General features: G+C 71.4%; 11 protein-coding genes. 5 read left to right on the top strand and 6 right to left on the bottom strand.

The window, feature by feature from the left end:
- Positions 1-188: 188 nt before the first annotated feature.
- Positions 189-1,076, top strand: a complete 888-nt coding sequence (locus tag IEZ05_RS27675; RefSeq protein ID WP_229869887.1) for an SGNH/GDSL hydrolase family protein — start codon at positions 189-191, stop codon at positions 1,074-1,076.
- Here the strand turns inward: IEZ05_RS27675 and IEZ05_RS27670 are convergent.
- The 6 genes from IEZ05_RS27670 to IEZ05_RS27645 form a co-directional block, all read right to left on the bottom strand.
- Positions 1,061-2,248: a Gfo/Idh/MocA family protein gene (locus tag IEZ05_RS27670; RefSeq protein WP_189232976.1), complete on the bottom strand. Its 1,188-nt coding sequence runs from the start codon at positions 2,246-2,248 to the stop codon at positions 1,061-1,063. The genes IEZ05_RS27675 and IEZ05_RS27670 overlap by 16 nt on opposite strands.
- Before the next feature lie 26 nt (positions 2,249-2,274).
- A complete protein-coding gene (locus tag IEZ05_RS27665) occupies positions 2,275-4,485 on the bottom strand; it encodes a right-handed parallel beta-helix repeat-containing protein (RefSeq protein WP_189232975.1) in 2,211 nt (736 codons plus the stop codon).
- Positions 4,482-5,948, bottom strand: a complete 1,467-nt coding sequence (locus tag IEZ05_RS27660) for a M1 family metallopeptidase (protein WP_189232974.1) — start codon at positions 5,946-5,948, stop codon at positions 4,482-4,484. Before IEZ05_RS27660 ends, IEZ05_RS27665 begins: the two co-directional genes overlap by 4 nt.
- A complete protein-coding gene (locus IEZ05_RS27655) occupies positions 5,945-7,618 on the bottom strand; it encodes an extracellular solute-binding protein (RefSeq protein ID WP_189232973.1) in 1,674 nt (557 codons plus the stop codon). The genes IEZ05_RS27660 and IEZ05_RS27655 overlap by 4 nt, the downstream gene beginning before the upstream one ends.
- A 44-nt stretch (positions 7,619-7,662) precedes the next feature.
- The gene (locus tag IEZ05_RS27650; RefSeq protein WP_189233010.1) at positions 7,663-8,523 is read right to left on the bottom strand and encodes a carbohydrate ABC transporter permease; all 861 of its coding nucleotides are present in this window, start codon (positions 8,521-8,523) and stop codon (positions 7,663-7,665) included.
- Positions 8,524-8,611: 88 nt separating this feature from the next.
- A complete protein-coding gene (locus IEZ05_RS27645) occupies positions 8,612-9,559 on the bottom strand; it encodes an ABC transporter permease (protein WP_229869886.1) in 948 nt (315 codons plus the stop codon).
- A gap of 340 nt (positions 9,560-9,899) precedes the next feature.
- Between IEZ05_RS27645 and IEZ05_RS27640 the strand changes: the two genes are divergently transcribed.
- The 4 genes from IEZ05_RS27640 (at position 9,900) to IEZ05_RS27625 (ending at position 16,040) form a co-directional block, all read left to right on the top strand.
- Entirely contained in the window at positions 9,900-10,886 is a 987-nt protein-coding gene (locus tag IEZ05_RS27640; protein WP_189232972.1) for a hydroxyacid dehydrogenase, read from the top strand.
- Positions 10,887-10,948: 62 nt separating this feature from the next.
- Positions 10,949-12,043 (top strand): LacI family DNA-binding transcriptional regulator, encoded by a 1,095-nt coding sequence (locus IEZ05_RS27635; RefSeq protein WP_189232971.1) that lies wholly within the window; start codon positions 10,949-10,951, stop codon positions 12,041-12,043.
- A gap of 167 nt (positions 12,044-12,210) precedes the next feature.
- On the top strand, positions 12,211-13,584 hold the full coding sequence (locus IEZ05_RS27630; protein WP_189232970.1) for a M60 family metallopeptidase: 1,374 nt from the start codon (positions 12,211-12,213) through the stop codon (positions 13,582-13,584).
- Positions 13,585-13,604: 20 nt separating this feature from the next.
- A complete protein-coding gene (locus IEZ05_RS27625) occupies positions 13,605-16,040 on the top strand; it encodes a polysaccharide lyase 8 family protein (RefSeq protein WP_189232969.1) in 2,436 nt (811 codons plus the stop codon).
- Positions 16,041-16,048 lie beyond the last annotated feature (8 nt).

The following is a 16,048-nucleotide window of genomic DNA, read 5'->3' as shown; positions in this document are numbered from 1 at the left end:
GGGCGCCCGCCGGCCGTGCGAGCGCAGTGCGCCCGCACCAGTAGCCCCCCCGGCCGGGTGCCGACACTTACCGCAGATGACGACAGGCAGCGCGAAGGCATGACGCCCCCGTGCGGCGTCATGCCTGCTCGGACGTGTTCGTAGTAGGAAAGGACCACGCACGCGTGCGTGCCGAACGGAGGCATCCTGTGAAGACAGCACTGCGCATGGCCCTGGCCATCGTCTTGTCCGGCGGGGTCGTGTCGGCCATGGCACCGGTCACGGACGCGGCCGCCGCCGACACCCTGCGGTACGTCGCGCTGGGCGATTCCTACGCGTCCGCCCCACTGGTACCGCCGGCCGATCCGGCCGGACCGGCGTGCCTGCGCTCCCTTGCGAACTATCCCCGTGTCGCGGCCGCGGGCCTGGACGCGACGCTCACCGACGTCAGCTGCTCCGGGGCCGCCGTCGGCGATCTGAGCAACGCCCAGCATCCGGGAACCGCACCTCAGTACCACGCGCTCACCCCGGACACCGACATCGTCAGCGTCACCATCGGCGGCAACGACAGCGACCTCTTCGGCGAAGCGCTGAAATGCGTCAACGTCCTGCCCCAGCCCCGCGGCACCAGTTGCGCGGAAGAGAACACCGCCGGCGGCACCGACAGGATCAGGGCCCGCATCGACGCCTGGGCACCGGCCTTCGCCACCGTCCTGGACGAGATCGCCCGGCGGGCCCCGCATGCGGAGATCTTCGTTGTCGGCTACGGCAACTACCTCCGCCCCGACGGCTGCTACCCCGACCAGCCCTACTGGAAGCAGGACGCCAACCATCTCCAAGGCGCGATCAACCACCTGAGCGCCGTACTGAAGCAGACCGCCGAGGAGCACGGCGCCGCCTTCGTCGACACCTACGCGCTGGGCGTCGGACACGACATCTGTGCCGCCCCCGCCGACCGCTACGTCGAGGGCGTGGTTCCCGGCCGCGTGGCCGCACCCCTGCATCCCAACGCGGCAGGGTCCCGGGCCATCGGCAACGCCCTCGCCGAGGCCGTCCGCGGGGGGCACATGGCCGGTGCCGGTCAGGGCCGGACCTGACCGTTCTCGAAGTAGGCCGTCAGGTCCGGGTCCAACGGCGGTACGCGGCAGGGTGTGCCTCCGTCGCGGAGGGAGGCCGTCGCCAGGACGCCCGCCGCCACCGCCATCCGGGCCGCGACCGGTGACGTGTCCGTGCGGCCGCCCACGCGTACGAACCGCAGGAACTCGTCCATCAGCAGCGGATCGGCTCCGCCGTGCCCTGCTTCGTCCTCGGCGGCCGGGATGGCGTGCACCTCGTCCGCCTCCGGGCGGTAGCCGGAGCGGCGGGTGTTCCAGACCTTGACGCTTCCGCCGGGACCGTCACCGAAGTTCTCCAGTCGGCCGGCGTCGCCGATGACCGTGTAGTTGCGCCAGTAGTCGGGCGTGAAGTGGCACTGCTGGTAGGCGGCCAGCACTCCGTTGTCGAGGCGCATGTTGAGCAGCGAGACGTCCTCCACGTCGATGACGGGGTTCAGCGCCCGCTGGGCGTGCGGCGGCCAGTGGCCGTCCTTCGTGTACCAGTCGTCGGTCTTCGGTTCACCGGGCTCGCGGCGGTGCGGATTGTCGCCGTACACCATGAGGTCGCCCAGCGCCTGGACGTCCCGCGCGTATCCGCCGGCCAGCCAGTGCAGGACGTCGATGTCATGGGCGGCTTTCTGGAGCAGCAGCCCCGTGGTGAAACGCCGTTCGGCGTGCCAGTCCTTGAAGTACCAGTCGCCGCCGTAGCCGACGAAGTGCCGGATCCAGACGGTCTTGACCACGCCGACCGCCCCGCGCCGCACGAGGTCGCGCATCAGCCGCACGACCGGCATGTGACGCATGTTGTGGCCGATGTAGAGCCGCGTCCCCGTCTCGTAGGCCGTGCGCAGGATCGTGTCGCAGCGCTCGACGCTGATGTCGAGCGGCTTCTCGACGAAGACGGGCTTGCCCGCGCGGAGTGCCTCGCAGGCCAGGTCGGCATGGGTGTGGTCGGGCGTGAGGACCAGCACCGCGTCGATGCCGGGGTGGCCGATCACCTCCCGGTGGTCGGGGGTCAGGCGGGCCTCGGGGAAGGCCACGGCCGCCTCCGCACGGGCGCGGGGGTCCGGCTCCGCCAGCGCGGCGACGCGGGCGCCGGCGCCGGGCCGGTGCGCGGTGCGGGCGAGTGAGCCGCGCAGTCCGTAGCCGAGCACGCCCATACGGAGATCGGTCATGGGTCTTCCTTCGTTCGGTGGGCCGGTCAGGGGTGGACGAGTACCTGGGACAGGGCGACCCGTCCGTCGCCGGGCACCGCGATCCGCACGGTGCGGGTACTGCTGTCCAGGTCGACCACGGTCGGGCGCAGGGCCCTTCCACTGACGCGGATCGTCCGGTCGTCCGTGACGACGTCGAAGTCGGCGGTCGTCATCGAGGCGTTGTTCCAGACCTCGATGCGGCGGACCCGGTGAGTGTCACCGAGGTCCACCTGCCACCAGGCGCCCGGCCCGGACAGGGTGCGGGTGTCCGTGGTGATGTCGCCGTCCAGGGCCAGGTCCGCGGTGGCGGCCCCCTCGGTCGAGGACTGGGCGGCGGTGCCCGTGCGGGCCAGGTCGGTGCGCAGCCGCTCGACCGGGCCGCCGTGGGCACCGGCCCGGGCGGCGACGGCGAGCGCCTCGGCCGGCAGCCGGTCCAGGCCGGTGAGGTTGCCCGTCATGGTCGAGCCCCGGCCGGACAGCCCGGGCGCCGCGGTGTCCGTCCAGTTGGACCGGACCGTGTTCTCGACGCCGTAGTCCGCCCAGTTGGACACCCACTTGTAGCCGACGCGGGTGACGACGTTCTGCTCGACCAGGATGTGCGAGGACTGCTCGTCGAGGTAGATGCCGTTGCCGTCGCGCTCGGTGTTGCCGAACGCGGAGCGGTTGATGTAGTTCTCCGACAGGACCGTTCCCGGCTGCGCCCCCTGCGTGTAGATCGCGCCGCCGTCGTGCTGCTCGCGCGCCACCTGCATCACGTCGGTGATCCGGTTGGCCGTCACCTTGTTGTCCCGCAGGACGGAGACCCGCGCCTCGGGCTGGTTCCAGCCCCAGCCGACGGAGATCCCGGAGTAGGGGAGGTGGCTGAGCGTGTTGTGCTCGACGGCGAGTTCCGCCTCGTAGCCCGCCCAGATGCCCACGGAATCGGTGTACTCGACGCCGGAGCGGCTGATGGTGTTGTACGCGACCGTGTTCCGTTCGCCGGCGAGTGCGTCCCCGGGCCGTGGCTCGGTGTCGCCGACGTAGACCGCGCCCGAGGACAGGTCGGTGAAGGACGAACGGGTCAGGGAGCTGTCCTTGGTGCCGGCCTCCAGGATCGCCCCGGCGCCGCCGAGCCGGCTGAATCCGGCCCGGTCGATACGGATGTGCCGGCCGCCGCGCACGGTGACGGCCGCCGCCGGTTTAGTGTAGTGGCGACCGGCGTGGTCGACGGGCCCGGTGGCGCCGGTCAGGGTGAGACCTGCCTGGGTGCCCGCGTAGCCCTCGTCGGTGCCGGGTTGACGGTAGGCGGCGTACGCGAAGCCGATTCCGCTGACCGTGATGTCATGGGCGCCGTCGAGGACGAGGAGCTGCTCCGTGTGCGGGGTGACGGTCCTGGCACTGCGCATGTTCTCGCCCTTGCGCGGCAGGTACGTCACGGTGCGCGTCTCGGAGTTCCAGACGAACTCGCCCGGCTTGTCGAGGAGTTCGGGGGCGTTCTCGAAGAAGGCGACTCCGCTGTAGCGGGTGGAGTCGACCGTCGTGGAGTCCCAGGCGGGGCCCGTGCGGTCGGTGCCGCTGGAGGAGTTGGTCCAGCAGGGCCGGGCGAAGCTCAGGAGGTCGCCGCTGACGCCGGTGATCCGGCAGTGATAGTTGCGCCAGCGGACGCGGATGACGGCCTCGGCGTCCGTGGGACGCTGCCACTGGGCGATGCCGGTGGCCTCGGCCCCGGTCATGCCGGCCTTGGTGGCGTCGCAGACGCCCGCGGCGCACGACTCGCCGCGGGCGCGGACGGCGCGTTTCCCGTCGACGAAGAGCTGCCGCGGGGTGATGCCGGCCGGGACGGCGGCGGTCCAGGTTCCGTCGCCGTTCGGCGCCCACCCGGTCACGGCCCGGCCGCCGGACAGCACGGGGCGGGCACCGGGAGCCGCCGCCCAGGTGACGGTGCGGCCCTGATCGCCGGAGTCGGCGGCACCGAGCCGGAGCGGTTCGGCGCGCTCGTACGTACCGTCCTCGAGCAGTACGCGGACGTCGCGGCCGGTCTCGGCGCGGGCCGTGTCCCGGGCGCCTTCCAGGGAGCAGGGCCGGGAGACGGTGCAGGAGGTGCCCCCGCCGTCCGGGGCCGCGTACAGGGTGCGGGGCGGTGGGGCGGCCTGGGCCGTGGGCGCGGTGAGCAGGGCGGCGAGGCCGGCCGCGCAGGCGGCGGCGGTCAGCCGCAGGGCGTTCGTCGGGAAGTTCACGCGTCGGCCCTCCAGTCCGGGTGGCCGGGCATGGGCGGATTGACGGCTCCGAAGAGCCAGTCGCGCAGAAAGCCGTCGAGGGACCGGTCACCGGTGACGTCCACGGCGTGGCCGATGAAGTCCTTGCTGGTGACGTTGCGGTCCCTGAACCGCTCGGGCCAGATCCTCATCACGCGGTCGAAGGCGCGGTCGCCGATCCGCCGGCGCAGGGCGTACAGGACGAGTGCGCCGCCGTCGTAGATGTTGGTGCCGCCGAGGGCCTTGGGCAGTCCCGGCGGTCCGTCCTTGGCGCGGATCGCGTCGAGCTTGCCGTAGGTCGCCCTCATCTTGTCGGTGAGGACGGACCAGCCGCGCTCCTCGCCGTACAGGGCGGCGTAGTACACGGCGGGGCCCTCGTTGAGCCACGCCTGCTGCCAGTCGGCGGGGGTGACGGAGTCGCCGTACCACTGGTGGACCAGCTCGTGGACCATGGTGTTCTCGTACGTCGGGTGGCCGTTCGCGTTGGGCCGGAACCAGTTGGTGGAGAAGAGGGAGAGGGTCTGGTTCTCCAGGGCGTCACTGTATCCGTCGTAGATGTGGACGCCGTAGACGGAGAACGGGTAGCGGCCGAACTTGCCCTCCAGCCAGGCCAGATGGTCGGCCGTGCGGGCGACGACCGGGGCGAACTCGTCCTCCCTGCCGTGCGGGACGACGTGTCGCAGCGGGAGCCCCCGGTGGCTGGTCCCGTAGAGGTACGTGCCCTTGACGACGGCGATGCCGATGAGCTCGGTCGCCATCCGCTCGCGCAGGCCGAAGTGCCAGACGGTGGAGCCGTTCGCGCCGGGGGTCTTGTGCAGCAGTTCGCCGTTGGCGGTGGCGACGAAACCCTGGGGCGCGCTGATGTGGAAGGTCCAGGTGGCCTTGTCCGAGGGCGTGTCGTTGCAGGGCAGGAAGGTGTCGGCGCGGGAGGACTGGGCCGCGGAGGCGAAACCGCCGTCGCTGCCGAATCTCCAGCCGGTGAGGCCGAGCCGGGGCGCCTTGCCGTTGCCGCGGTAGTGGATCGCGATCGTGAAGGGCCGGCCGTCGCGCAGGGGGGCTGCCGGTGTGACGGTGAGTTCCTGACCGCTCTTGCCGGGCGTGATCGCCCAGGCGGCGGGATCGCCGTTCACGGAGACGGAGTCGATGGTGTGGCCGTCGGTGTCGAGGTTGAACGCGGACAGGTCCTGGGTGGCCTTGGCGTTCATCCGCACCACGGCGGTGAAGTCGTACGTCACCGGGGTGAAGTCGAAGGTCAGGTCGTAGTGGACGACCTGGTAGCCGCCGTTGCCGAGGGTCGGGAAGAGGGGATCGCCGACTCCGTCGGAGCCGGGGGAGGGGTCGAAGCCCCAGAGGTGCGCGGAGGCGGGCGCCGCGGACGCCGGCACGGCCACGGCTGCCGCGACCGCGGCGCCGCCGAACCCGAGGACGGAGCGTCGCGTGGTCACTTCTTCCCCTTCTGGACGGCTTCCTCGAACTCGCCCCGGGCCTGTTCGCCGCCCTTGGCGAGGTAGTCCTTGACGAGCTGGTCGTAGGCCGACATGGGCTTGCGGCCGGCGATGATGTCCTTGAGCCCGTCCTGCTTGAGCGTGAGCAGGCTGCCGCTGCCCTTGGAGTCCCAGGTGGGGGAGGAGTACTGGAGGGTGGGGGACTGCTCCATCATCGGGATCATCGCGCTCAGCGTCCGGTGCACATGGCGCACACCCGCCTCGGAGTCGGCGCTGTATACCGCGGGGACCGCGGACGCCAGGAACTTCCAGGGGACGGTGACGTCCTGGCTGCCCTGCTCGGTCAGCGCGGGGTTGCCCTTCGCATCGCGCGTGAAGTCGGTGCCCTCCACGCCGTAGTTGATCAGCGTGTACTCCAGGCTGCCGAAGGGCGAGGCCGCGAAGTCCGCCAGCGCGAGCACCTGTCGCACGCGATCGGCGGACGCCTTCTTCAGGTGCGTGTTCTCCAGCTCGACGTTGTCCGTCCAGGCGACGGCGTCCTTGCCGAACGGCACGAAGGGCCTCGGGTCGTACGAGGCGTCGATCGCCTTCATCGCGGCGATGTAGCCGACGCCCGGCGCGAGGTAGGTGGGCAGGCCGTCGTAGACGTACGCGCCCTTGCCGTTCTTGAACATGTCCGTGTACTGCGCCTTCTGGGCCCCGGACATCTGGAGCGTACCCGGGTAGAAGCAACCCGCCTTGTAGAGGGACCGGGCCGTCTCGACGGCCTGGCGGTACTCCGGTGTCTCCAGGTCGGCGGTGAACCTTCCGGTCTTCGCGTCCAGCCGCCAGAAGTAGGGCGCGCCCGCCGACATGGCGAGCACACTGGTGACCCCCGCGATGATCGCGTACTGGTCCTTCCCGGGACGGGTCAGCTCCTTGCACGCCTCGACGAACCGGTCCAGGCCGGTGATCTGGTCGAGGCTCGTGATGCCGATTTCCTCGAACAGGTCGTGGCGGTAGAACCCGGCTCCGCCGGTGCCGGTGCGGGCGATCGGGAGGCCGTAGAGCCTGCCGCCGAAGATCGCGGCCTGCCAGGCGGCCTTCGGTATCGCGGCGAGGTTCGGGTAGTCCTCGATGGCATCGCCGGCCAGGAACGGGGTCAGGTCGGCGCACTTGGCCGCCAGGAAGGCGGCCTTGTTGTCGACGCCGCCGACCTCGGGGTACATGAAGAGGTCGGGAAGGCTGTCGCTGGCGACCATCGTGGAGAACTTGGTGCCGTAGTCGTCGGCGGGCACGGCGGTGATGTCGACCTTGCCGCCGAGCAATTTCTCGATCTCCCGCCAGGCGGCGTTGCGGGAACGGCCGGGCGGGGGAGGGGAGAAGGTCTCCAGCGTCGCGCTGATCGTGGACGCCCCCTTCAGCGGAGCGCCCTTCGTGGCCCGCAGCGGCCTGGCCGGATAGCGGAAGTAGCCCTGCGGGACGCCCGCGGCGGTGCCGGGCAGGTCGGGGGTGAGACCGATGTTGCGCACCGTGGTGTGGGGCAGCAGCGAGGCGCTCTTGGCCTCCGCCTTCGCCTTGGCGCCGCCGTCGCCGCAGGCGGCGAGGAGGGGAGCGGCGGTCAGTGCGAGACCGGCGCCCGCACCCATGCGGAGCAGTGCTCTTCGGTTGAGGGGAGTGGAGCTCGACACGGAAATCTCCTTGAGAGGTGGGACGGGGCCCGAGCTGCTCGCGCTCAGCCCTTGACGGCCCCGGTGAGCACGCCCTTGGTGAAGTAGCGCTGGAGGAAGGGGTAGACGAGCAGGATCGGCACGACGGCGATCACCAGGACCGCCATCTGCACGGCCTGCTGAGGGGCGAGTGCCTCGCCGGCGGAGACGCTGTTGAGACTCTGGCCCTGGAGGACGTAGGTGCGCAGCACCATGGGAAGCGGCCACTTGTCGGAGTCGTTGAGATACAGGAGCGCGTTGAAGAAGGCGTTCCAGTACGTCACGGCGTAGAAGAGGCTGATCACGGCGAGCACGGCCTTCGACAGGGGCAGCACGACGCGTACGAGGACGGTCAGGTCGCCGGCTCCGTCGACCTTCGCCGCGTCGTACAGCTCCTCGGGCAGGTTCATGAAGAAGGACCGCAGGACGACCAGGTTGAACGCGCTGACCAGGGTGGGCAGCACCAGCGCCGCGTAGGTGTCGTACAGGCCGAGGCCCTTGACGAGCAGGAAGTTGGGGATGATGCCCGCGTTGAACAGCATCGTGAACAGTGCCGTCATCAGGATGAAGCGGGAGCCCGTGACCTCACGGCGCGACAGGCCGTAGGCCATGCCGATCGTCGCGAGCAGACTGGCGAGCGTGCCGACGACGGTGATGCCGACGCTGACCAGCAGCGCCCGGGTCACGACGCCGCCGGTGAAGATGGTGCGGTAGGCGTCGAGGGTGGGGTGGTCGGGCCACAGGACGAGGCCCGTGGAGCGGATGATGTCGGTCTGGGAGGCGAAGCTGGTGCCTATGACGCCGAGCAGCGGGTAGGCGACGGCGGCGACCACGACCACGAGGGCCAGGCCCTTGGCCAGCCGGCCGGCGAGCGTCGGTTTCTCCATCCACGGCGGCCGGCCGTCGGACTTCCTCACCGTGGGTCGGCCGGTGCTCTTCGCCGGCTGCGCGGGTGCGGAGCCGGGCTGTGTCTTCTCAGCGGTCAGCACCGCGGTACACCCCTTCGTGGCCGAGGCGGTGGGCGAGTTTGTTCGCGCCCAGCACGAGCGCGGTGCCGATGACGGCCTTGACCAGGCCGACGGCGGCGGCGACGCCCCAGTCGTTGTCCTTGATGCCGTGGTAGTAGACGTACGTGTCCAGGACCTCACCGGCGTCCGGGCCGACCGCGTCGCGCTGGAGCAGGATCTGCTCGAAGCCGACGGACAGGATCTGCCCGAGGTTGAGGATGAGCAGGAGGACCAGCACGGGAGCGATGCCCGGCAGGGTGACGTGCCAGAGCCTGCGCCCGGGGCCGGCGCCGTCGATCGCGGCGGCCTCGTACTGCTGGCGGTCGATGTTGAGCAGTGCGGCGAGGATGATGATCGTGCCCCAGCCCGCGTCCTTCCAGGCCACCTGGAGGGTGAGCAGCCAGGGGAAGGCGTCCGGGTCGCTCATCATGTCGTAGCGCGGAAGACCGAGCCCCGCGAGGACGTCGGGCAGGAGACCGGCGCCGCCCAGGAGCTGCTGGAAGATCGAGACGATGATCACCCAGCCGATGAAGTGCGGCAGGTAGACCACACTCTGCACGAAGCGCCTGATGCGGTCGCTGGTGATGCTGTTGAGCAGCAGGGCCAGGGCGACGGGGACCGGGAAGAAGAACACCAACTGGATGAGGGCGATCTCCAGAGTGTTGGACGTCGCCGTCCAGAACGCCGTCTCACCGAACGCCGCGGTGAAGTTGGAAAAGCCCACCCAGACGCTGTGCATGTACCCGAGGTACGGCTCGTAGTCCTGGAACGCGACGACGTATCCGAGCAGCGGCACATAGTGGAACACGATGAAGTAGAGCAGGCCGGGCAGTGTGAGCAGCAGCATCACCCGGTCCCGCTTGATCCGTTGCCACAGGGTCCGATCCTTCGGCAGCGAGGGTGCTGATTCAGCCATGGCGCGTCCTGTTCGGCTGGGTGGCGCTTGGTGACCTTCTGCGGCGGCAAGTTAGTAAGCGGTTAACCCCATCGTCAATAGATGCGAAGGAACGGCTGTGTTACGGGCCGCTCCTTCGTTCAGATTTCCGCAGGACGTACCCGCAAAAGGCAGCCGAAAAAGCGCAGTTGAGCGCTCCTCGGTGCTTGACGGCCGGGCCCGCGGCTCCCTAGCGTGCCGGTCATTCCATAGAACACGATTACTGTCCGGAGGCAGGGTGCGAACCACCGAAGAGGTGCCGGCTCGTTCCGGGGCCGATGGAACGACACCGGCACCCAGGCGGCCGCGCACGGTGCTGGTCATGAGTCCCGGACTGCTCGACACGGTCTTCCCGCCCCCGGTGCGGGCCCGGCTGGAGGACATCGCCGACCTGAACAACCCCTGCGTCATCAGCGAGTTCGACTCGCCGGACGCCGCGGCGGCGCTCGCCGGAGCGGAGGTCCTGTTGACCGGCTGGGGGTGCCCGCCGGTCGACGCGGAGCTGCTCGAACGGGCGCCCGCCCTGCGGGCCGTGATCCACGCGGCGGGAACGGTCAAGACGTTCCTGTCCCCGGCCGCCTTCGACCGGGGCGTCCTCGTCTCCTCCGCCGCCGCGGCCAACGCCGTGCCGGTCGCCGAGTACACGCTGGCCGCGATCATCATGGGGGCGAAGCGGGTCTTCCCGCTGGCCGAGCTGTTCCGCTCCCGGCGCACCCACCGCACCGGCGCCGACCTGGACCGCCAGCACTGGCTCGGCACGCACGGCCTGACCGTCGGGGTCGTCGGCGCCTCCCGGACCGGCCGCCGGGTCGTCGAACTCCTGCGCATCCTCGACGCCGACGTCCTGCTGTACGACCCCTACGTCACCCACGACGAGGCGCTCCGGCTCGGGGTCACCCCCACCGACCTGGACACGCTGGTGGCCCGCAGTGACGTGGTCACGGTCCACGCCCCCGAGACCCCGGAGACCCGCGGCATGATCGACGCCCGCCGGATCCGCCTGATGCGGCCGGGCACCCTGCTGGTCAACACGGCGCGGGGCGCCCTGGTGGACACCGAGGCGCTGACGGAACACCTGGTCGAGGGGCGGCTGGACGCCGTGCTCGACGTGACCTCGCCCGAGCCGCTGCCCGAGGGGCATCCCCTGTGGGACCTGCCGAACGTCTTCATCACCCCGCATCTGGCGGGCGCCCAGGGCAACGAGGTGGGACGCCTCGGCGCGCTCGCCGTCGAGGAGCTGAACCGGTACGCGCACGGCACCGCGTTCGCGCACCCGGTGCACCGCGGCGACCTGGGGCGGATCGCGTGAGCGCCGGGGTGCCGCAGGCTCTAGGCTCGACGTCACACAACAGCCAGCAGGGGGTGGACCGGATGCGCAGGCAGAGCACGGCCGCGGACGGCCAGCGGCGGGCCACGGTCACCGACGTGGCACGCCTGGCCGGCGTCTCCACGGCGACCGTCTCGCGCGTACTGAACCGGAACTACCCGGTGGCGCAGGCCACCCGGGAACGGGTCGAGTCCGCGATGCGTGAACTCGGCTACGTGGTCAACGCTCATGCCCGCGCCCTCGCCGGCGTCTCGAACCGCACGGTCGGCATCATCGTCAACGAGGTCGTCGACCCGTTCTACGCCTACATCGCCCGCGGAGTGGAGCGGGAGGCCACGCTGGGCGGCCGGCTCTGTCTGGTCTGCTGCACCCAGGGCGACCCGCAGCGCGAGCTGGCCTTCGTCGAGCTGATGCACGAGCGGCGGGCCGACGCGGTCATCGTGGTCGGCGGCAGCATCGCCGACCGTGCCTACACCTCCGAACTGGCCCGCAGGGCGCGGGAGCTGGCCGCGGACGGATCGAAGCTCGTGCTGTGCGGCAGGCCGCCGCTCGGCGAACACGTGCCGACCGTGTCCGTCGAGTACGACAACGAGGGCGGCGCCTTCGCCATCACCGACCACCTCCTGATGCAGGGCCACGAGCGCATCCTGTACCTGGGCGGCCCGCCCAAGCTCTCCACCACCCGGGACCGGCTGGCCGGGCACCGCCGCGCGCTCGAACTGCGCGGCGTGACACCCGACCCGGAACTGATCCAGCCCGGAGCGTTCAGCCGCGGTTTCGGTCAGCGGCGCATGGCCGAACTGCTGCGGGACGGGCCGGAATTCACCGCCGTGTTCGCCGCCAACGACGTGGTCGCCGCCGGCGCCGCCCAGGCGCTGGAGGAGGCGGGACGCAGGGTGCCGAAGGACATCTCCCTGGTGGGCTACGACGACATCCCGGTCGCCCAGGAGATGCGGCCCAGGCTGACCACCGTGCATGTGCCGCTGGAGGAGATGGGCCGGCAGGCCGTGCGCCTGGCCGTGTCGGGCGGCGACGAGGACGACTGGCGCGAGCCGACGACCGGTGCCCTGCGGCTGGGCACGCACATCGTGGTACGCGAATCCGTGGCACCCCGCGCCGCGAAGGGCCGCCCGGTGTGACCGATTACTGCGCCCCTTGTCCCTAGTTGACCGCAGTCGGCCATAGAAAAAGACAGTAACTTCCCCACCCCTCTTGCGGCCTCATAGCAACCGCTTACATGCTGTCGCGGAGTTCTTCGTCCGGCACGCCTCCGTCCCGCGCCCATCCACCGCAGGGAGAGTTCCGCATGCGCACTCCGACGCCCTCCTCGTCCCCCGCGCCCGCCACGCCCCCGTCGTCCTCCGTGAGCCGCCGCGCCGTCCTCGCCTCGGCGGCGGGCGCCGGAGCCCTGGCGGCGCTCGGTGCCGGCGCCGGACCGGCCTCGGCACAGAACCGACGGCCCCGGGCGGCCGTCCTCGTCACCGCACGGCCGGGCGCCGAGACCGAACGACTCCGTCTCGCACAGGCACTGCGCGGCAGCGAGTTCCACCCCACGGGGCTGTACGCCGGGCCCGGCTCCGCGCTCGCACTCACGGTCCGGCCGCACGACGGTCTCGTCCCCACCCTCTGGGTCGGCGCCTGGGACTACTACGGGGAGATCACGCAGCCCCGCAGCTACCCCCTGGTCGCCGGCGCCAACACAGTCACCGACCCGCACGGCGGCCCGGTCTACCTCACGCTCACCGGCGACGGCGAGCAGGCCGGCGTCCTGTTCCGCTCGGGCGCCGTGCCGATGCCGGTGTTCACCCTGGGGGAGACCACGGAGGCCGAGTACCAGCAGCGTCTCGACACGCTGACCGACAGCCCGTACGTCGAGCTCCACGCCCCGAACACCATCATGACCCTCACCCGCGAGGGCGCGCTCCTGTACCGGGACGAGGACCACGCCGCGCTGCTGGAGCTGATCGAGACGATCATCGACTCGCACGCACGGATCAGCGGCCTGGACGGCTCACGGCCGGTGCACCGGAGGAAGGCGGGGCCGTACCACTTCACCGAGGTCAGCAAGGTGCCGACCGGTGTCGGCGCCTACGCCACGCACGGCTACAACGGCTTCCCGCGCGCGTACCTGGACCGTGCCACCACGGTCACCGGACTGCGGACCCGCGGCTGGGGTCTCTATCACGAGCTGGGACACCTGCATCAGCAGTTCGCCTACAAGCCGGGCGGCCTCACCGAGGTCACCGTCAACATCTACTCACTGGCCGCGCAGCGCACCCTGGGGCAGCCCTCCAACCTGCTGACGGTCGACGCCACGACGGGCCTGAACTACTTCCAGTCCGCCCGGCGCAAGTTCGGCACCGCCGGACTGACCTACGAGAAGTCCTTCGGCGCGTACGAGAAACTCGTCCCCCTGCGCCAGCTGGAACTGGCGTTCGGCGACGACTTCTGGCCCCGCCTGCACAGGCTGGTGCGCGAGGAGAACCCCCGGTCCGACTACACGGAGAACGCCAAGCGCTACCGGGCCCTGGCCACCTGTTCCAGCCGGATCGCGGGATACGACCTCACCGACTTCTTCGTGCACACCTGGGCGTTCCCGATCGACGAGACCGGCAGGGCGGAACTGGCCGCGCTGCACCTGCCGCAGCCGCCCGTCGACCCCAGCACGCTCACCGACTGACCGGGACGAAAGGACCCTCCGTGCGACTCACCAGACGTTCCCTCCTGACAGCGACCGCGGCGACCGGGGCCGCCGCTCTGGTCACCCCGGCAGGCCCGGCACCCGCCGCGACACCCACCGGGAGGGCGACGGCCACCGGGACCGGCGCTGCCACCGAGGCCGACGTTCCCGCGCTCCTCGAGCGGGCCGAGGCCCTGCTCACCGGCGGAGACCTCGACCCCGCCGACCCCGGCCTCGCCGCGGCCGTCACCGCGCTGGACACCACGGCCCGGGCCCTGTGGGAGACCCTCGACCGCAGCCCCGCACGCACCGCCCTCTGGGCCGATCTCGCCCCGGTGGCAGACCCCGGCAACTTCGGCCAGAGCTACACCAGGCTGCGCACCCTCGCCACCGCCTGGGCCACCCCCGGCACCACGCTCACCGCGGACTCCGCCGTTGCCGACGCGCTCGTGGCCGCGCTGCGCTTCACCCATGACGCCGCCTACCACCCGGCCAGGCGCGAGACCGGCAACTGGTGGTTCTGGGAGATCGGCGCTCCCCGCGCCCTGATGGACAGCGCCGTTCTGCTGCGCGACCGGCTGCCGGCCGCCGACCTGACGGACTACCTGTCCGTCGTCGACCGGTTCTGCCCCGACGCGGACCGCCGCACCAACGCCCCCACGCTCGCCGAGACCGGCGCCAACCGGGCCGACAAGGCCGTGATCGTCGCCCTGCGCGGCCTGCTCGGCCAGGACGCCACCAAGATCGCGTCGGCCCGGGACGCCCTGTCCGACGTACGCGACGCCGGGCGCAACAGCCTGTTCCGGTACGTCACCTCGGGCGACGGCTTCTACGAGGACGGCTCGTTCGTCCAGCACAGTGCGGTCGCCTACACCGGCACGTACGGCGTGGTCCTCCTCGGCGGCATCGCCCACCTTCTCGCGCTGCTGGCCGGTTCCCCGTGGGAGGTCGCCGACCCCGACGTCTCGGTGCTCTACGAGGCCGTCGAGCGGAGCTTCACACCGGTGATCTTCGAGGGACTGATGATGGACGCCGTGCGCGGCCGTGCCGTCTCCCGGGAGCGGGCCGGCGACCACCGCGACGGTGCGGCGGCCGTCGCGGCGATCCTGCTGCTGGCGAGCGGAGCACCGGGGACGTACGCCACCCGCTGGCGCGCCCTCGCCAAGGGCTGGCTGACACGCAACCGCACCACACCCTTCGCCGCGCTCGCCGGCCTGCCCCAACTGGCCCTCGCCAAGGACGTCCTGGACGACGACGGCGTCGTCGCGCGGGAACGCACCGGCGGCCTCCACGTCTTCGCCGACATGGACCGCGTGGTGCACCACCGTCCGCGCTGGGCCTACGCCCTCTCGCTCTCCTCGAAGCGCATCGCGGCGTACGAGGCGGGCAACGGGGAGAACCTGCACGGCTGGTACACCGGCGACGGCATGGCCTACCTCTACGACGCGGACGATCTGGCGCAGTTCAACGACGCCTTCTGGCCGACCGTCGACCCGTACCGGCTTCCCGGCACGACGGTCGACGTCCGGCAGCGCACCGACCTCGGCACGGGCGGGGGCACGTCGACCTACCGCCCGGCCAACACCGTCGCGGGCGGCTCGGTGCTCCACGAGCGGTACGGTGCCGTCGCGATGGAACTGATCGGCGCGCCCGGCAGCACCTTGCGGGCGAAGAAGTCCTGGTTCCTGATCGACGACGCGGTGATCTCCCTCGGCGCGGGCATCACGGCCACGGACGGCCGCACCGTCGAGACGGTCGTCGAGAACCGCAACCTGGGGCGCGCCGGCCGACCACGCCTGGTGGTCGACGGAGCCCGGCAACCCGACGAGCAGGGCTGGTCGGAGCGGTTCGGCCGGGCCGGATGGGCGCACGTGGAAGGCGTCGGCGGCTACGTCTTCCCCGGGGCGACCGCACTGCACGCCCTGCGGGAGGAACGCACCGGCACCTGGCGGGACATCAACACCGGGGCGGACACGGCCGGTTCGACGACCCCGGTCACCCGGCGCTATCTCACCCTCTGGATCGACCACGGGGTCTCGCCCACCGGCGCCGGGTACGCCCATGCGCTGCTGCCCGGTGCGTCCGCCACCGCCACCGCCGTCTGGGCCCGCTCCCGTCCGGTGCACGTCGTCGCCAACGACGCCGCCGTCCAGGCCGTGGAGGCTCGCCGGCTCGGCCTGACCGCGGCGAACTTCTGGACCGCGGGCACGGCGGCCGGGATCAGCTCCTCGGGCCCCGCCTCGGTGCTGGTCCTGCGGCGCGGCGACCGGATCTCGGTGGCCGTGTCCGACCCCGGCCGCACTCTGGCCACCGTCAGTGTCGAGCTGCCGTTCCGCGTGCGCGCCGTGGTCGAGGCGGACGACTCGGTCGGTGTCACCCCCGGCCGCAGGGGCCGTCTGACCGTCGCGGTCGGCGGGTCGCGCGGCCACACCCACCGCGCGGAACTCACCCGGTAGACCGTCCC

It is taken from the genome of Streptomyces flaveolus (assembly GCF_014648815.1).
In the GTDB taxonomy this organism is placed as follows: domain Bacteria; phylum Actinomycetota; class Actinomycetes; order Streptomycetales; family Streptomycetaceae; genus Streptomyces; species Streptomyces flaveolus.
The sequence above is the reverse complement of the archived record's forward strand: the minus strand, read 5'-3'. Positions and strand labels throughout refer to the sequence as shown.

Coding starts and splice junctions, on each gene's coding strand:
- IEZ05_RS27640 (WP_189232972.1), top strand. CDS start 9,900: ATGAGTCCCGGACTGCTCGACACGGTCTTCCCGCCCCCGGTGCGGGCC.
- IEZ05_RS27635 (WP_189232971.1), top strand. CDS start 10,949: ATGCGCAGGCAGAGCACGGCCGCGGACGGCCAGCGGCGGGCCACGGTC.
- IEZ05_RS27630 (WP_189232970.1), top strand. CDS start 12,211: ATGCGCACTCCGACGCCCTCCTCGTCCCCCGCGCCCGCCACGCCCCCG.
- IEZ05_RS27670 (WP_189232976.1), bottom strand. CDS start 2,248: ATGACCGATCTCCGTATGGGCGTGCTCGGCTACGGACTGCGCGGCTCA.
- IEZ05_RS27645 (WP_229869886.1), bottom strand. CDS start 9,559: ATGGCTGAATCAGCACCCTCGCTGCCGAAGGATCGGACCCTGTGGCAA.
- IEZ05_RS27650 (WP_189233010.1), bottom strand. CDS start 8,523: ATGGAGAAACCGACGCTCGCCGGCCGGCTGGCCAAGGGCCTGGCCCTC.